Raw genomic sequence first — 16,337 nt, forward strand, 5'->3', positions numbered from 1 at the left:
TTATATAGGGGGAGAAAGATGAAATCTATAGAGCAAATAGTTGATTCGCTAACAGCTGATAATCTTGAAGAAGGAAAGTCCTTATTAAAAAATCATATCTTATTAATGAAGTATGGTATGGAACATCATGAATTAAGAGAAGAAGAAATGACAGAAGTTTTAAAGTGGGTTCAAGGCCGGGATCAATTGAGAAAAGATGTTCCAGAATTACGTGATTTACATTTAGTTAAAAAGTTTCAAGTGCTATTAGATGAATTTATTCATTCTATAATTTCAAATGGTTATGTGGAAGATGCGGTAGAAATTTTAGAGAGTGTATTAAAAAGTATGGGAGCAGTCGCTCATATTGTAAAAATTATGTTTGTTGGCAAAAGGAAAGTTAATAGAAATTCTTTAGAAATGGTAGAAGAGTTAAAACGAGAATGCTACAGCTTAATGGAACAGCGTGCTGCTGTAGGGTTGCATGCTCAAACCTTTCACGTTTTAGGTTTTGTTCATTCCATTCAGTTTGATTTAGAAGAAAGGTCGCAGGAACATGGACGAACTGTAATAGGCCTTTTAACGGATTTTAAGACGAAGGAATTGAAATCTGTACAACAATTTCAAAACGAAGAACATATTCCAGAAGTGAAAAATATGGTTAGTAAAGAGTATGGGATAGAACTACAAAGAAGAATTTATATGTGGAAATCGTTAACACTCATCTTTACAAGTCCATATGCATTAGAAAAAATGTATAAAGAAATTTACGCAGAAAATGAAAAAACGGAGAAGGAACAAAAGAAAAAATAGAGAATAGAATATAACAGAGTAGTTTATACTCTTAATATAACAAATGTTAAAGGAGTGAAAGGATAAAATGACTTTATCAACTGTTCTTCAAATGGTTTTAGCTTGATGCGGGAGAAGTCTGCCCATTTTTAACGAATAAGCTAAATTGAAGACAGCAGGTAAAGAACCTTAATCCTTTTTTACGATAATATGTAATGGGTAAGGTGTATTCACCTTACCCATTTTTTATATATACAATTAAATAAGGCTTTATACTGTTGTTCTCTCTATTTAGCTTATGAACTATAAGTAAAGGAGAGAAAAAATGAGTATATTAACAGTAGAAAATTTAAGTCATTCGTATGGTGAGAAAACCATTTTATATAATGCGTGTTTTCGACTATTAAAGGGCGAGCATGTTGGGTTAGTTGGGGAAAATGGAATTGGAAAATCAACATTGTTAAGGATTTTAACAGGAGAACTTATACATGATGACGGAAACATTGAATGGTTTCCACATGTGAAGATAGGTTTTTTACAGCAGCATATGGATTTACAAGAAGGAATAACAATTCAGGGATACTTACAAAGTGCATTTTCTAATTTGTATGCGATTGAGTGTGAAATGTTAAAAATTGCTGAAGAAATGAATGGAGCAGGAGAGATAGAAAAACTGTTAGTAAGGTATGGAGAATTACAAACTATATTGGAAAGTTCTAATTTCTATCAAATTCATACAGAAATTGAAGAAGTAGCAATCGGCTTAGGCTTACTTGAAATAGGTTTGAAAAAGGATGTTTCACAGTTAAGTGGGGGACAGCGAACGAAGTTATTACTTGGGAAGCTCCTTTTAGAAAAAGCTGATGTTTTATTGCTAGATGAGCCAACAAACTATTTAGATACAGCTCATATAGAATGGTTGCAATCGTATTTGAGACTGTATGAAAAAGCTTATGTGATCATTTCACATGACGAAGTATTTTTGAACAGTATTACGAATGTTATTTATCATCTAGAAGAACGGAAAGTGAAGCGGTACGTAGGAAATTATGAAAAATTTGTGCAAAGTTATCAATTACAAAGGAAACAATTACAATCGGCGCATGTGAAACAACAAAAAGAAATTGCTCAGTTAGAAACGTTTATTCAAAAAAATAAAATTCGAAAAGCGAAACAGGCTAAGAGTCGAGAGAAAGTATTAGAGAAAATGCAAAGGATTGAAAAGGTTAATCATGTAACTCGATCCCGTTTTGATTTTACTGTTTATGAGGAGCCAGTAAGTCGTATATTGCAGGCTGAGAAACTAAGGATAGGTTATAGTGATCCGTTATGTCCAGAGTTGAATTTACAAGTGAAAAAGGGAGAAAAGATAGCGATTGTTGGACATAATGGAATCGGAAAAACGACGATGTTAAAAACGTTATTAGGCCAAATAAAGCCGCTAAGTGGTTCAATTTCTGTTGGCGAGCGAGTAAATCCTGCCTATTTTGCACAGGAAGAGTTTGCTTCAGAAACAACACCATTAGAGAAAGTTTGGGCAGAACGACCAGATATGACAAGGAAAGAAGTACGCCAAGCATTAGCAAAGTGTGGCTTGAAAGAAGAGCACGTATTGAAACCTATTCGTTTATTAAGCGGTGGAGAACAAACGAAAGTGCGTTTATGTGAACTTATCGTAACGAAAAGCAATGTTTTAATTTTAGATGAACCGACTAATCATTTGGATATAGAAACAAAGAAGTCTTTGCAGGAAGCGTTACAACAATATACAGGAACAGTTTTACTTGTCTCACATGAGCCTTCTTTCTATGAAGCGTGGATCACAAAAGTATGGAATATAGAAGAATGGAACGCTGAACAATATGAATAAAGAAAAGGCATTAGCTTATATAAGCTAATGCCTTTTCTTTGTGATTAACATGATTTTCGAGAACTCTTACATGAGAATTGTATGAAGAAGCACTCTTATGGTGCGCTTATAAGCGTGCTTTTTCTTATATTATGTTTATATTTAGATGCCTTTCCCTAATAGGCCACTATCTTTTCTTTATATATATAGATAGTTTGAAGTGGAATGAAAAATAATTCCTATATGTAAAGGATAAAGTGATTAGTATAAGAAGACAATAGAACTGAAAGGAAATTCATGTAAAGTTCAGATGAACTTCACATGAACTTCATATTAAAAACTAAATATGATTATAATAAGTTATCGTAATATAGATTTGTGATTTTTCGTAAAATTAAAAGTTTGAATTTAGGTCAGAGTACTCAAACCTAAATTCAAACTTTAGTGAAATAATTAATGGAGGTTACGTTTAGTTTTCGCTAATGGATGCATTTAAAAGTTCAGTAGGATTCCCTGTTCCTGCTCCTCCGATTGTAACAGACCCACCAGGAAGAATTTCACCATTCCATCCTGCATTCGTAATTACGTAATGATTATTTATTTTACTACTAATTTTAGAATCCCAAACTTGTGTTAAATTGCCGTTATAATCAAATTCTAATTTCCAGTTTTTAATAGGGGTCGTTCCGCTATTTTTAATAACAATCGAGAAGTTGTAACCACTTCCCCAATTTGAAGTGACTGAAAAGGTAGCATTGCCATTTCCACCAGGAGGTGTTGTGTTAGCATCATCTGTTTTTACAAGAATGGAAGTAGGCTGTGATTTATTCCCAGCAGCATCCTTAGCTAATATTGAAAATGTATATTCTGTATTAGGTTTTAAGTTTTTAATTGTAATACTATTTGTTGTTGTACTCCATTTTTCTTCTCCGGCAGTAATTTCATATTCAGTAACGCCTACGTTATCAGTAGATGCAGTCCAGTTTAATTGAACTGAGTTTGAATTTTTATTTGTAACAGCAATATTTTTTACGTTTGTTGGGGGCTCAGTATCTTTTTGAGTAATAGGTCCACCAAGTAATTCTTTTACTAACGTATCAAGTAATTTTGGTCCACTACAACTATATTTTGGACTTGTACGGCAATCCCCGCTTAGTTCCCAAAACATTGCACCACTTAAACCCTTTGTCTTTATATAGTCTGTTTTATATTTCATAGATTCATTGTCATCATAACTAATAAACGTTCCTGTAGTCGCGTTATATAAATAAGGTACTTTCGCTACATCGTTCCATCCGCGAACAAAACCATTTTTATTCACATAATTAGCTGCTAAATCACCATAATCGTACACACCTGTGTCACCGGTAGAATAATCATCCCAAGTACCTTTAGAAGCTAGCTTTCCGTCACTACCTGGTTTACAAGGTTGGTATTGCCCATTATTTTCTTTTCCGCAACTTTTCCATCCACGTCCGTAAAAAGGTACACCTAATACGAGTTTATCCGCTGGAACCCCTTCATTTGTATAAATATCTATCGCACCATCTACGTAAAATTTCGTATCTGCTGCTGGGTCATTTGGATCTTTGTATAGTGCTGCATTATGGTTAGAAGTAGCTTCCCATCCACCGTGGAAATCATATGTCATAATATTAATCCAATCCAGTATTTGAGAGATCTTCTTTAGCTCTGTATGATCCGCATAACGTTGGCTTGCACCTGACGCGATTGTTAGTAAATATTGTTTCCCATCTTCTGCACCAGCTTTCGTTAGTGCATTTCGAACATCTTGAAGGAGTAGGGTGAAGTTTTGTTTATCTTCAGGACGATAACTACCACCAGGAATCGTTTCAACACCCGGGTATTCCCAGTCTAAATCCACGCCGTCAAATCCATATTCGCGAAGAAAAGCTACTGTAGATTCAGCGAATACTTTTCTTGTTTTTTCATCAGCGGCCATATCAGAAAAACGGTTAGACCAAGTCCAGCCACCAACTGAAATAATTGTTTTTAAGTGAGGGTACTTAGCTTTTAATCGTTTCAGTTCTCCGAAATTTCCGCAGCGGGCATATTTATCACAATCTTCCCAAGTTGTACCCGATCCCGGATAAGATTTTGTGACATCAGCCCATGGTTCACCGAGTACGAGAGTGCCATTAGGGACCTCTTTATTTTGCAGTGGTACACTAGATTCTTTACAGTTCCATGTTTGTTTATTTGGATTATCGGGGTGAGTAGAAGGGTTTCCATGTTTTCCATTCCAGCAAATATCAGCGAAAGCATAGTTTAAATGAGTTAGCTTTGATGCATCAATGTCTGCAACTTGATAATTACGTCCGTAAATGCCCCACGAAGGAAAATACCCAACAATTTTTTGACCTTGCTTTGGTGAATCTGCTAATGCGAAATTTGGAGTAATAAAGTTTGTGAGAAAAAGAGGTAAGAAGAGTAGTAGGGATAGTAATAGCAACGTGAATTTTTTTGATCTCATAGTCATTTCTCCTTTCAAAATAAAAAATATATTTAAAGGCATGCGCCAATAAACCAAAATGAATCTAGACGTATGAAACGTCTAGATAAAAAATGATCAGACATCACGAAGTCTATACAAGGGAGCTGGGGGTGATTAAATCGTAGCAAATGTAAGATTTGGTGTAAACGCTTTATTGGACTCGAAAAGACTTTCTCAATATGAAGTGGCTCTAATACGGATTACACATGAAAATAAAATATTGATTAGGGGGGAAAAGGCTTCTTGTAATTAAATTTGAGAAAAAATTGTATGAAGTCAATTTGTAATAGCGTAGCGAGATGAGAAAATATCATGTAAAATAATAGTAAAAATATGTAAAGGAGCGAGTGGTGTGGATGTCTTTTTGAACATTGCTGAAGAAAAAATTCGACAAGCAATACGGAATGGAGACCTTGATCATATTCCGGGAAAAGGAAAACCACTACAATTAGAAGACCTTTCAATGGTACCTCCAGAACTTAGAATGAGTTATAAAATTTTAAAAAATGCGGGTATGATTCCACCAGAAATGGAACTACAAAAAGATATATTAAAAATAGAAGACTTAATTGCGTGCTGTTATGATGAAGCAGAGAGAAAAGAATTACAAGAAGAGTTAACAGCAAAAATGCTTCGTTTTCAGCAGGTAATGGAAAAGAGAAAGATTAAAGATAGTTCAGCTTTTCGTATGTATCAAGGTAAAGTATTTAGTAAATTACGCTAAGAGGGTAACTAACTGTTACGATTTATTTAACCAATTATAACGAAAGTTAATTAAATATATCAGTCAGCCCTGCTTGTCAAGTGATTGGCTAGTAGTGAGGGTTAACTGCGGGCAATCCCTAAAGCTGATTGAACTACAACGTGGCTAGAAATGGCGAGCGTGAATGTCGCGAAAGCAGAAAAAATCAATCAGATCGTGCAAGGTTAAATCCTAAACACTAGAACAATGGGTCTTCCGCCTCGAATCATCTAAGTCAAAAGTGATAAGATGAACGTTCAACGACTATCTCGTATAACTGACGAGAGTACATCACAAGCCTATGGTGGTGGAAAAATCCTCTATCTCTAAAGAGATAAACATATAGTCTGCGCTCATGTGAAAACATGAGAAGTTCATAAGAGAACTGGCTAAGGAATTGCGCCCTTAGTTGAACGAGATAAATTTAATTAAATCTATCAAACTTTAATGAATCTATCGAACGTATGTGTTATGGTGGATTCAATGAAGTGAGAATATTAATGAAATTTTTACGAGTTAGTTAAGTATCAGAATTAACAGGTTTGTATTCGAGTAGTCTTAGGAGAATGCTGGTGGAACACGCTACGATTCAGAAGAACAAATCTTTCATTAAAGGAGTTACATTCTGATGATATTGGCGAAGAAAGTCAGACTGATTCCAACGCCTGAACAAGAAAAAGTGCTTAGAAACCATGCTGGTGCTGCAAGATTCGCTTATAACTATTGTAAAAGAATGAGTGATAGATACTATAAGCTATTTGGAAAATCTGTTTCACAGTTAGCTTTACAGAAACGATTTACAAAGATCAAGAAGCGAAAGAATTATGAGTGGTTAAAAGACATCAACGCACAAGTTCCCAAACAGGCTTCAAAAGATTTTGATAAGGCAAGGAAGCATTCGTTCAAAAAGTACAAAAATGGTTATCACACTTCTTATAAATCTAAAAAAGATGTAATCCAAGGATTTTATGCCAATTATGAAAGGCTGATTATAGGAAAGAAAGTAGTTCATATTCAGTCTATTGGAGAAGTGAAAACAAGCCAACAACTACCAAAAAATAAAAAACCATCCAATCCAAGAGTTACATTTGATGGTCGTCACTGGTGGATTAGTGTGGGGTTCCAAGAAGACTTTGAATCACAAGAACTAACCAATAAGTCAATCGGTGTGGATGTTGGTTTAAAAGAGCTGTTTGTAGCTTCTAATGGTACGAAAGAACGAAATATAAACAAAGACGCCAAGGTTAAAAAACTTTTGAAAAGGAAAAAGTCAGCGCAAAGAGATATGTCTAGGAGATTTAAAAAAGGTGTGAAAATTCAATCTGCCGGATATGAAAAAGCAAAAATCGAGCACCTGCGGTTATCTAGGAAAATTATGAATATCCGAAATAACCATATCCATCAAGCAACAGCTAAATTGGTGAAAACCAAACCAATGAGAATTGTTGTGGAAGACTTATCTATCTCAAACCTGTTAAAAAACAAAAAACTATCGAAAGCATTTTCATTTCAAAAATTAAACTTCTTCTTTCAATGTTTATCATACAAGTGCGAGAAGTATGGCATTGCGTATGTAAAAGCTGATAAATGGTTCGCTTCAAGCAAGATTTGCTCATGTTGTAGAGTTCAATACGACCATTCAGTTCAACCAGAAGGACAGTGGAGTTTAAAAATACGTGAGTGGTGTTGTGCTTCATGCAATAGCCATCATGATAGGGATGTAAATGCTGCGATAAATTTATCAAGATGGGTAAAATAAATGCTTGATAATAGGAGGTAACGATACTGCCTCGTGTGGAGTGTTATACCCCTCGTCCCTTCGGGGTTGCGAGAACACGATGAAGCACTAACTTGTATAAATTTGATTGAATTGTATAGATTTAGTTAAGTTTATCGTATCGGATAAGATGAATACATTTGAAACGATAGAAGAATTAGCGACATATATTGAAGGACAACAATTAGTACTACTGTTTATTAAAACGGAAAATTGTGGTGTTTGTGATGTTATGCTAAGAAAAGTAAATGGCGTACTAGAGAATTATAAATACGTAGAGAAAGTAGAAATATTACTACAAGACATGCAAGAAATTGCGGGGCGATATGCAGTATTTACAGGGCCAACAGTTTTATTATTTTATAATGGAAAAGAGATCCTTCGTGAATCGCGCTTCATTTCACTTGAAAATCTAGAAAGAACCATTCAATTATTCGAAGACTAAGGGAGGCTTTTATATGGAATTTATTATTGTCATACTATTATTTGTTGTAGTTGGAACGATCATAACAGCAGTTCGATCGAACAAAAAGAAGGTAAATCTTACGAAACAAAATAACATTCATAATTCATCTAACAACTCATCACCATTATTTTTCTTTGCTGGATCTGATAATGATAGCTCGCATGGAGGATCACATGATTGTGGGGGATCTTTCGGTGGAGATAGCGGAGGTAGTTGCGATGGTGGCGGAGGCGGCGGTGATTGATGAGAATACGCCCTATAACGGGCGTATTTCTTTTTAAACAAACGTTTGATTAGTTGGCTTACATATGCATAACGACAGTTAAACAAACGTTTGATTAAATATTTTTAACGTACTAAGGGGAATAGAAATGAAAAGGGAACTGAAAGTGAAAAACAAGGGGAAAGTAGTGTTATTTTTATTAGCTGCGGGAGGCGTAGTTCTTGTTAAATTAGGATTTAAAATTGGAATCATACATATGATTCGAACGTGGTTTGAAAGTACGTTTTCTTAAATAAGGAGTATAGCCTCTTGCGATAGAGGTTTTTTATTTGTTATTATTAGACTGAACGGTCGGTTTAAAGAGGTGTGAATATGAGAAGAAGCGCAGAAGAGATAAAGAAAGAAATTGCCTATAAAGCAGAAAGTCTGTTTTCACAGAAGGGCTATGCAGCTACATCTATGGAAGAGATTTGTGAAATTACAGAGAGAAGTAAAGGAAGCATTTATTATCACTTTAAAAGTAAAGAAGAATTATTTTTATTTGTAGTAAAACAGCATACGTATGATTGGCTTGAAAAATGGAATGAAAAAGAGAAGTTGTATAGTACGAATACTGAAAAATTATATGGTCTCGCGGAATATCATGTCGAGGACATACAGCAGCCCATTTCAAATGCAATAGAGGAATTCTCTATGAGCCAAGTTGTAAGTAAAGAGATTTTGGATGAACTATTGGCTTTAACTAGAGAATCATATGTTATGTTTGAGAAACTAATTGAAGCAGGCATACAGTCTGGAGAGTTTCGTGAAGATAATACGCGTGATCTTATGTATATTGTAAATGGATTATTATCGGGGCTTGGAGTACTTTACTACGAGTTAGATTATAAAGAGCTGCAACGTATTTATAAAAAGGCAATAGATGTATTGTTAAAAGGAATGGCAGCTGAATAATAAGTCAGTTGCTTTTCTTACAAAATAAATTAGACCGAACGGTCGGTTTATGAAAGGGGGATGAAAATGAACGCTTTATTTAAAAACCGAGCATTTATGCTCGTTATGGCGTCTGATATTTTACAACAATTTGCAATTTGGATCAGAAATATGGCTCTTTTATATTTCATAATGGAGCGAACGAATAATGATCCAGTTTCAGTTTCTTTGTTATCGGTTATGGAATATGCACCTATTTTTATTTTCTCGTTTATCGGTGGGGCGCTAGCTGATCGCTGGAATCCGAAAAGAACGATGGTTGCTGGAGATGTATTAAGTGTACTGTCTATTGTAGGAATTGTCTTGTTGTTAAAGTTAGATTATTGGCAGGCTATATTTTTTGCAACACTCATTTCCGCGATTGTAGGTCAGTTTTCTCAGCCATCATCTTCGCGTATATTTAAGCGCTATGTAAAAGAAGAACAGGTAGCAAATGCGATTGCATTTAACCAAACATTACAGTCATTATTTCTGATTTTTGGACCAGTAGTAGGATCGCTTGTATACACACAACTTGGTTTATTTACGTCACTATATAGCTTAATCATTTTATTTTTGTTATCTGCTATTGCTCTTTCGTTTTTACCAAAATGGGTGGAACAAGAGCAAGTGGTGAGAGATTCATTGAAAAATGATATAAAAGAGGGTTGGAAATACGTTCTTCATACGAAAAATTTACGTATGATTACGATCACTTTCACCATTATGGGCTTAGCTGTTGGACTAACGAATCCATTAGAAGTGTTTCTTGTAATAGAACGGCTTGGAATGGAAAAAGAAGCAGTTCAATATTTAGCCGCAGCTGATGGAATCGGTATGTTAGTCGGTGGGATTGTTGCTGCAGTTTTCGCTTCAAAAGTGAATCCGAAAAAGATGTTTGTATTTGGTATGAGCATATTAGCGATGTCATTTTTAGTAGAAGGGCTATCTACATCATTTTGGATTACTAGTTTCATGAGATTTGGCACAGGTATTTGTTTAGCTTGTGTTAATATCGTTGTCGGTACGCTTATGATTCAACTTGTACCAGAAAATATGATTGGAAGAGTAAATGGAACAATTTTGCCACTGTTTATGGGGGCAATGTTAATTGGAACTTCACTAGCTGGAGGATTGAAGGAGATGACCTCACTAGTTACTGTATTTTGTATAGCGATGGCACTTATTTTATTTGCGATAGGGCCAGTTCTACGCATGCAAATAAATAAAGAAGATGTCGCTAATAAAGAGGAATTAACAAATTCGTTAGCCTCGAAATAACCATTGTAAGGGAGCGGAATTGCTCCCTTTTCTTGTGGCAGTCTTTTGACAATGAAATGTACCGACTATATACTAATGTTGTAAAAACGATTTTACATGTTAGGAGAAAAGATGTGAAAAATCAAATTTATGAATTACGCACTGAAAACAATATTTCACAAGGTGCATTAGCTGATAAGTGTCAAGTTTCAAGACAGACGATAAATGCAATTGAGAATAATAAATATGATCCAAGCTTAGCGTTAGCATTCCGTTTAGCTGAAGTATTAGGAACAACTGTTGATAAACTATTTTTGTACAAGCTGTAGGGGGAATAGTTGTTGGGGAAAGAGAAAATAAGCCTTGTAGTTACGACATTAGTGGCTATAAGTACGTTAGTGTTTGCACTGTATTATTGGTTAATTGAACTTCAAGTAAACTGGTATGCACTATTTATTTGTAGCATCGCATTACATTATATGTTTAAAAGTTTGGCATCGCATAATGTGGAAGGGACAACGGAGGAGAAAGAAGATGTAGAAAAGCATGTATTAAAAACAAGTGCAAATGTTACGTATTATGTACTTGTTGTGTTAATTTTTGGCTTGTTTTTCGCATCGGTAGGTTTTAATAAATGGATTGATTTTCATAACATACCGCTTTTATTTGCGTTATGTGCTGCGATAGTTGTAAAGCCGGCTGTAGAATTTTTAATTGTAAGACGTTATCGATAAAATAAGAAAAGGATCCTCTTCTGATATGAAGAGGATCCTTTTCTTATAGCGTTTTCGTTTTTGGACTAGGTGGTGTAACGGATGTACTATTTTCAGGAACTCTAGTTAATAAAAATCCACCGATAATGAACAGTACAATAATACTAAGGACACCAGCGTTTGTTTTTCCCGTTAATTGCGTCGTAACACCGACTAATACGGGACCCATAATCGCTGCGAACTTGCCAAATATATTATAAAATCCGAAGAATTCATTTGCAGATTCTTTAGGTACTAGTTTTGCAAAATAGGAACGACTAAGCGCTTGAATACCACCTTGAGAAGTGGCAACTAACATTGCTAAAATCCAGAAATCAAGTGTTGTTTTTAAGAAATAAGCATATGTGCAGATAATAATATAAGTAATAATACCGACATATAGCATTTTTTTCCCTGTAAATGTTTCTGATAATTTTCCGTATAATAAAGCGAATGGACAAGCTACAATTTGTGTGACAAATAAGATGATTAATAGATTCGTTGCACTAATACCGAGATCTGTTCCGTAAGCGGTAGACATAGTAATAATTGTATCGACCCCGTCAATGTAGAAGAAATAGGCGATTAGGAACATAAAGACTGTTTTATATTCTTTAATATTTTTAAAAGTATCAGCAAGGCGTTTGAAACTCATTGCAATCGGTCTTGGATCGCGCTCAATATAGTGCGTTTGCTCTACGTTTTTTAGCATTGGAATTGTAAATAATCCCCACCAAAGAGCTGTTATTGCGAATGAAATTTGACTAGCAATGCCGACTGATAAAAGGATAGTTCCTTTTTGAGCAAGAATAATAAGAGCGATACAACCGATAAAAGGAATTGTGCTCCCAATATAGCCTAATGCAAAGCCTCTTGTAGAAATTCGGTCCATTCTATCTTTAGAGGTAACATCTACTAAAAATGCATCATAAAAAATGTTTGCTCCCGCAAAACCTATTAGTGCTAGCATATAGCAGCCTAGTAATAAGTACCACTGAGATGTTGGGACGACTGCTAGCATACTTGTAAATACGATGCCGAGTCCAAAGAAGAATGTGAAAAATCGTTTTTTAAACCCTTTATAATCAGCAACTGTGCCGAGAATAGGAGCAAGTATAGAAATTAAAAGTGTAGCGAATGAGTTTGCATATCCCCAGTATGCTGTTGAAGTTGCACCAGATAGTCCAGCTTCTTTTGCAGCTGCTTTAAAGTAAATTGGGAATAATGCAGTTGTAATGACGAGCGAATATACTGAGTTCGCCCAATCGTATAATATCCAGCTTTTTTCTTGTCTGGACATTTTTTTCATATAATGTTCCCCCTTAAATTTGTTCTACTAACAGTGTACAAAAATAAAAATTATAAAAAGAGAAACAGTGATGATTTTTACATAACTTTTACATATATACACAGTTCTTTACAATTGAAGTAAATCCTCTACAATTGATCCGTCTGTTTCACCTAAGTGTAAACCGAGTAGTCTAGCGATAGTCGGACCTTCATCAATAAGTCTCATATACGGGATGGTAACACCGCTTTTTATCCCTTTCCCAGCAGCGATAAAAATCGTTTCATAGTTAGGTTTTGTTGGAGAGTATCCATGCGTACCAAATGTATATTTTTTACTAGGCGTAACATCTTTTTCGGTAATTTCTTTTATAAAATCGCCTGTATAGTTTTCAGTAAAATAATAGCCTTCTTGTGCTTCCAACATAAATAAACAATTACCATCTGCACCGCAGTCTTTTGCAGCTTCATCATGTAGTATAAATTCAATACCGTTTCGTTTATTTTGAAGTAATTCTTCAAGTAGTAGTTGTACTTTTCGAATTGTATCTGTATCATTTTTGTCTTTCACATATACATAGGCAGAGCCGTCGCAACTTTGGCAATAGACCTTCCAGTCTAGTAATTTTCCTTTTGAGTTTATAGATATAAGCCCTTGTTGATGAAATAGTGCATTTAATTGAATGGCTTTGTTTTCACTTAAAGCGCTATGATCACCAAGAGCGATAATTGTACTCTCTTCGTATAGATCACTGTTTTTTAAAGCTTGAATAATTTTCCCTAGCCGTTCATCATGTCTATGAATTGCAGCTATTGTTTCTTTGGATTCAAAGCCGTGATAGTGTCTTTGGGTGTCTAAATCGGTGAAATGTACGAACATGACATTAGGCTTTTTCGTCTGAATTGTATGCACAGCAGAAGCAAGTACGAAATCATCGAGTTCAGGCTGTGATAAGCCATTTCTTATATAACCAAAACGCTGATTCAAATCTAATTGATATAGTGGGCTACCGCTAAATAATGAAACTAAAATTTGATTTTGCCACGGTCTATTTGGAAAAATTTCAGGTAAATTGTAATCAATATTTGCTCTGCCGGTAACAGGCCATAGAAGGGCAGCGGTCGTTAAATTTGCTTTACGTGCTTCATCGTATAACGTTGTTCCTTTAATGGATTTTCGGTACCAATGCCAATCTGGTGACTCGCGTCCAGGTTGAAGTAACGTATTGCTAACTACGCCATGTTTATTAGGGTAGTTTCCAGTAACGATTGTTGAGTGACTTGGGTATGTTACAGAAGGATAAATAGGTTCCACTTTTCTCGCCATCGCACCCTTGTTTATTAATGTTTGGAAATTAGGAAGCTTTTGTAATATAGGAAAATCTAAAGCTGATAAGCAATCGAAAGATAAAATAATGACGTGGTTTGTTAATGCTTTATCCATAAAGTTCCCTCCTGATTATATAAAACCTATTCTTATATATTACTATTAATACCTAGTAATAAAAATATATTTTTCGGTGAAAATTTATTATTTATTTTCAGAAAAGTTAAATATATAATTAAGTATAAGGGAATGAATGGAAGGAGGGAATACTGTGGATTGGCTAGATGGATTTAGTATCTTTTATATCATTGGCGGAATTACGATTATCCTTGTATTTGCTATTTCATATTTACTAAAGAAACGGTTTCCAAACAAACAGTTTGATATTATATTTGCACTTAGTTTAATACTTCTTTGCTTAGCATCCTTTCCGGTTACAATGATGGTGATTGGTGGATGGGAAGGAATGGGATATGGATTTATTGGTTTCTTCGTTCTACTTGGTACACTTATCGGTATGATTGCACATCAACTTTTAAAAATCACGAGAAAAAGCTACGTATAAAACTGCCAAAAACGAAAAGAATATATAAAAATGAGAAAATTATCTATTGTTTTAAAAAAGAATTTGTATTATGATAATCAACAAATTTATTTCGTTATAACGATGAAAAAGGACTAGTACATGTTCAACCTTTTTAGCAGAGAGAGAATCCAGCAGGCTGAAAGATTCTTAAAAAGGCGATATGGAACCTACCTTTGCGTTCTGCATATGCAGCGGGAATTTCCCGTTATCAAAAAGAGAGCATGCGCAATTTTTGTGCATGAATCAGGGTGGTAACGCCGGCAAAGCTCGGTCCCTATTTAGGGACGCGGGCTTTTTTGTATTTTCAAAAGGAGGAAGACTGACTATGGCAAAAGAACAAGTACAAGCGATTACGAAGATGGAAGAGGATTTTGCACAGTGGTACACAGATATTGTAAAAAAAGCAGAACTTGTTGATTATTCAAGTGTAAAAGGATGTATGATTCTACGTCCGTACGGTTATGCCTTATGGGAAAATATGCAGAAAGTTATGGATGAGAAGTTAAAAGCAACTGGTCATGAAAATGTGTATATGCCAATGTTTATCCCAGAGAGTTTATTGCAAAAAGAGAAGGATCATGTAGAAGGGTTTGCTCCTGAAGTAGCATGGGTGACACATGGCGGGGATGAAAAATTAGCGGAGAGACTTTGTGTACGCCCTACATCTGAAACTTTATTCTGTGAACATTTTTCAAAAATTGTGCAATCTTATAATGATTTGCCAAAGCTATATAATCAGTGGTGTTCAGTAGTTCGTTGGGAGAAAACGACGCGACCATTCCTTCGCACAACTGAATTCTTATGGCAAGAGGGTCATACAATTCATGAAACAGCAGAAGAATCTCAAGCTGAAACGTTACATATTTTAAATCTATATGCTTCTTTCTGTGAAGACTACTTAGCGATACCAGTAATTAAAGGACAAAAAACAGAGAAAGAAAAATTTGCGGGCGCAAAGGCGACTTATACGATTGAAAGCTTAATGCATGATGGGAAAGCACTTCAAACAGGAACATCTCATAACTTTGGAACGAATTTTTCTGAAGCATTTGATATTAAGTTTTTAGATCGTAACGGTAAGTGGCAATATGTACACCAAACATCTTGGGGTGTATCAACAAGAATGATAGGTGGACTTATTATGGTTCATAGCGATAATAATGGGCTTGTAATGCCTCCTAAAGTCGCACCAGTGCAAGTTGTTATTGTACCAATTGCTCAGCATAAAGAAGGAGTTTTAGCGAAAGCAACAGAGTTACAAGAACATATTCAAAAGGTTGCACGAGTAAAAATAGATGCTAGTAATAAAACACCAGGCTGGAAATTTAATGAGTATGAAATGAAGGGCATTCCAATTCGATTAGAAGTTGGCCCTAAAGATATTGAAAAGAATCAAGTCGTACTTGTAAGAAGAGATACGAAAGAAAAAGAATTTATATCAATGGATCAATTAGAAGAACGTATTCCAGCATTACTTGAGGAAATTCATAATTCTTTATTTAATAAGGCAAAAGTATTTCGCGATGAGAATACGTATAGTGCGACGAATTTCGAAGAGATGAAAAAAGTAGCGGATGAAAAGCAAGGATTTATTAAGGCAATGTGGTGCGGAGAATTGGCTTGTGAAGAGAAACTAAAAGAAGAGGTTGGAGTATCTTCACGTTGTATGCCTTTTGAGCAAGAGCATGTAGCTGATGAATGTATTTGTTGTGGGAAAGAAGCTAAGCAAATGGTGTATTGGGGAAAAGCGTATTAATGCTTTTGTTGATAGAGGATGAAAAGGACTTTGGGCTGCATAATAAAATGCAAT

At 35.1% G+C, this 16,337-nt stretch carries 16 protein-coding genes, 1 pseudogene and 1 other annotated feature; of the genes and pseudogenes, 14 read left to right on the forward strand and 3 right to left on the reverse strand.

Annotated features, from left to right (window positions below; genetic code table 11):
• Positions 1-18: 18 nt before the first annotated feature.
• On the forward strand, positions 19-792 hold the full coding sequence (locus tag ACHZK0_RS02230; protein WP_395761110.1) for a hypothetical protein: 774 nt from the start codon (positions 19-21) through the stop codon (positions 790-792).
• A gap of 304 nt (positions 793-1,096) precedes the next feature.
• Positions 1,097-2,641, forward strand: a complete 1,545-nt coding sequence (locus ACHZK0_RS02235; RefSeq protein ID WP_395761111.1) for an ABC-F family ATP-binding cassette domain-containing protein — start codon at positions 1,097-1,099, stop codon at positions 2,639-2,641.
• Positions 2,642-3,089: 448 nt separating this feature from the next.
• Here ACHZK0_RS02235 and ACHZK0_RS02240 read toward each other — a convergent pair whose 3' ends face one another.
• On the reverse strand, positions 3,090-5,114 hold the full coding sequence (locus tag ACHZK0_RS02240; protein WP_088094991.1) for a glycosyl hydrolase family 18 protein: 2,025 nt from the start codon (positions 5,112-5,114) through the stop codon (positions 3,090-3,092).
• A gap of 373 nt (positions 5,115-5,487) precedes the next feature.
• Here ACHZK0_RS02240 and ACHZK0_RS02245 point away from each other — a divergent pair, with 373 nt between their 5' ends.
• The 10 genes and pseudogenes from ACHZK0_RS02245 to ACHZK0_RS02285 all read left to right on the forward strand — a co-directional run bounded on the left by ACHZK0_RS02245 (position 5,488) and on the right by ACHZK0_RS02285 (position 11,309).
• On the forward strand, positions 5,488-5,859 hold the full coding sequence (locus ACHZK0_RS02245; protein ID WP_088094992.1) for a DUF1992 domain-containing protein: 372 nt from the start codon (positions 5,488-5,490) through the stop codon (positions 5,857-5,859).
• 518 nt (positions 5,860-6,377) lie between these two features.
• Positions 6,378-6,487: pseudogene (locus tag ACHZK0_RS26815) on the forward strand (IS607 family transposase); the annotation flags it as partial.
• Positions 6,488-6,505: 18 nt separating this feature from the next.
• Positions 6,506-7,636, forward strand: a complete 1,131-nt coding sequence (locus ACHZK0_RS02250; protein WP_395761112.1) for an RNA-guided endonuclease InsQ/TnpB family protein — start codon at positions 6,506-6,508, stop codon at positions 7,634-7,636.
• 148 nt (positions 7,637-7,784) lie between these two features.
• Positions 7,785-8,099 (forward strand): thioredoxin family protein, encoded by a 315-nt coding sequence (locus ACHZK0_RS02255; protein ID WP_088094994.1) that lies wholly within the window; start codon positions 7,785-7,787, stop codon positions 8,097-8,099.
• A 13-nt stretch (positions 8,100-8,112) separates the two neighbouring features.
• Positions 8,113-8,364, forward strand: a complete 252-nt coding sequence (locus ACHZK0_RS02260; RefSeq protein WP_016716355.1) for a hypothetical protein — start codon at positions 8,113-8,115, stop codon at positions 8,362-8,364.
• Positions 8,365-8,491: 127 nt separating this feature from the next.
• Positions 8,492-8,635, forward strand: a complete 144-nt coding sequence (locus ACHZK0_RS02265; RefSeq protein WP_000817921.1) for a hypothetical protein — start codon at positions 8,492-8,494, stop codon at positions 8,633-8,635.
• Between the two features lie 80 nt (positions 8,636-8,715).
• Positions 8,716-9,297 (forward strand): TetR/AcrR family transcriptional regulator, encoded by a 582-nt coding sequence (locus ACHZK0_RS02270; RefSeq protein ID WP_001254436.1) that lies wholly within the window; start codon positions 8,716-8,718, stop codon positions 9,295-9,297.
• Between the two features lie 66 nt (positions 9,298-9,363).
• Positions 9,364-10,596, forward strand: a complete 1,233-nt coding sequence (locus ACHZK0_RS02275) for an MFS transporter (RefSeq protein ID WP_262742090.1) — start codon at positions 9,364-9,366, stop codon at positions 10,594-10,596.
• Positions 10,597-10,652: 56 nt separating this feature from the next.
• Positions 10,653-10,904, forward strand: coding sequence for a helix-turn-helix transcriptional regulator (locus ACHZK0_RS02280; RefSeq protein ID WP_262742124.1), 252 nt, complete (start codon positions 10,653-10,655; stop codon positions 10,902-10,904).
• 12 nt (positions 10,905-10,916) lie between these two features.
• Positions 10,917-11,309: a hypothetical protein gene (locus ACHZK0_RS02285; protein ID WP_061676696.1), complete on the forward strand. Its 393-nt coding sequence runs from the start codon at positions 10,917-10,919 to the stop codon at positions 11,307-11,309.
• A 43-nt stretch (positions 11,310-11,352) separates the two neighbouring features.
• Here ACHZK0_RS02285 and ACHZK0_RS02290 read toward each other — a convergent pair whose 3' ends face one another.
• Both ACHZK0_RS02290 and ACHZK0_RS02295 read right to left on the reverse strand, forming a co-directional pair.
• Positions 11,353-12,636, reverse strand: coding sequence for an MFS transporter (locus ACHZK0_RS02290; protein WP_395761113.1), 1,284 nt, complete (start codon positions 12,634-12,636; stop codon positions 11,353-11,355).
• A 108-nt stretch (positions 12,637-12,744) separates the two neighbouring features.
• The gene (locus ACHZK0_RS02295; RefSeq protein ID WP_262742087.1) at positions 12,745-14,058 is read right to left on the reverse strand and encodes an ectonucleotide pyrophosphatase/phosphodiesterase; all 1,314 of its coding nucleotides are present in this window, start codon (positions 14,056-14,058) and stop codon (positions 12,745-12,747) included.
• Positions 14,059-14,212: 154 nt separating this feature from the next.
• Here ACHZK0_RS02295 and ACHZK0_RS02300 point away from each other — a divergent pair, with 154 nt between their 5' ends.
• Together ACHZK0_RS02300 and proS are read left to right on the forward strand one after the other, a co-directional pair.
• Positions 14,213-14,506 carry a YesK-like family protein gene (locus ACHZK0_RS02300; protein WP_131933323.1) on the forward strand — a complete coding sequence of 98 codons (294 nt, stop codon included), beginning with the start codon at positions 14,213-14,215 and terminating at the stop codon, positions 14,504-14,506.
• Positions 14,507-14,599: 93 nt separating this feature from the next.
• Positions 14,600-14,806: a binding site (T-box leader), on the forward strand.
• Between the two features lie 46 nt (positions 14,807-14,852).
• Positions 14,853-16,283, forward strand: coding sequence for a proline--tRNA ligase (gene proS, locus ACHZK0_RS02305; RefSeq protein WP_063262166.1), 1,431 nt, complete (start codon positions 14,853-14,855; stop codon positions 16,281-16,283).
• Positions 16,284-16,337: the final 54 nt, after the last annotated feature.

The organism is Bacillus sp. 3G2 (assembly GCF_044324725.1).
GTDB lineage: Bacteria > Bacillota > Bacilli > Bacillales > Bacillaceae_G > Bacillus_A > Bacillus_A mobilis.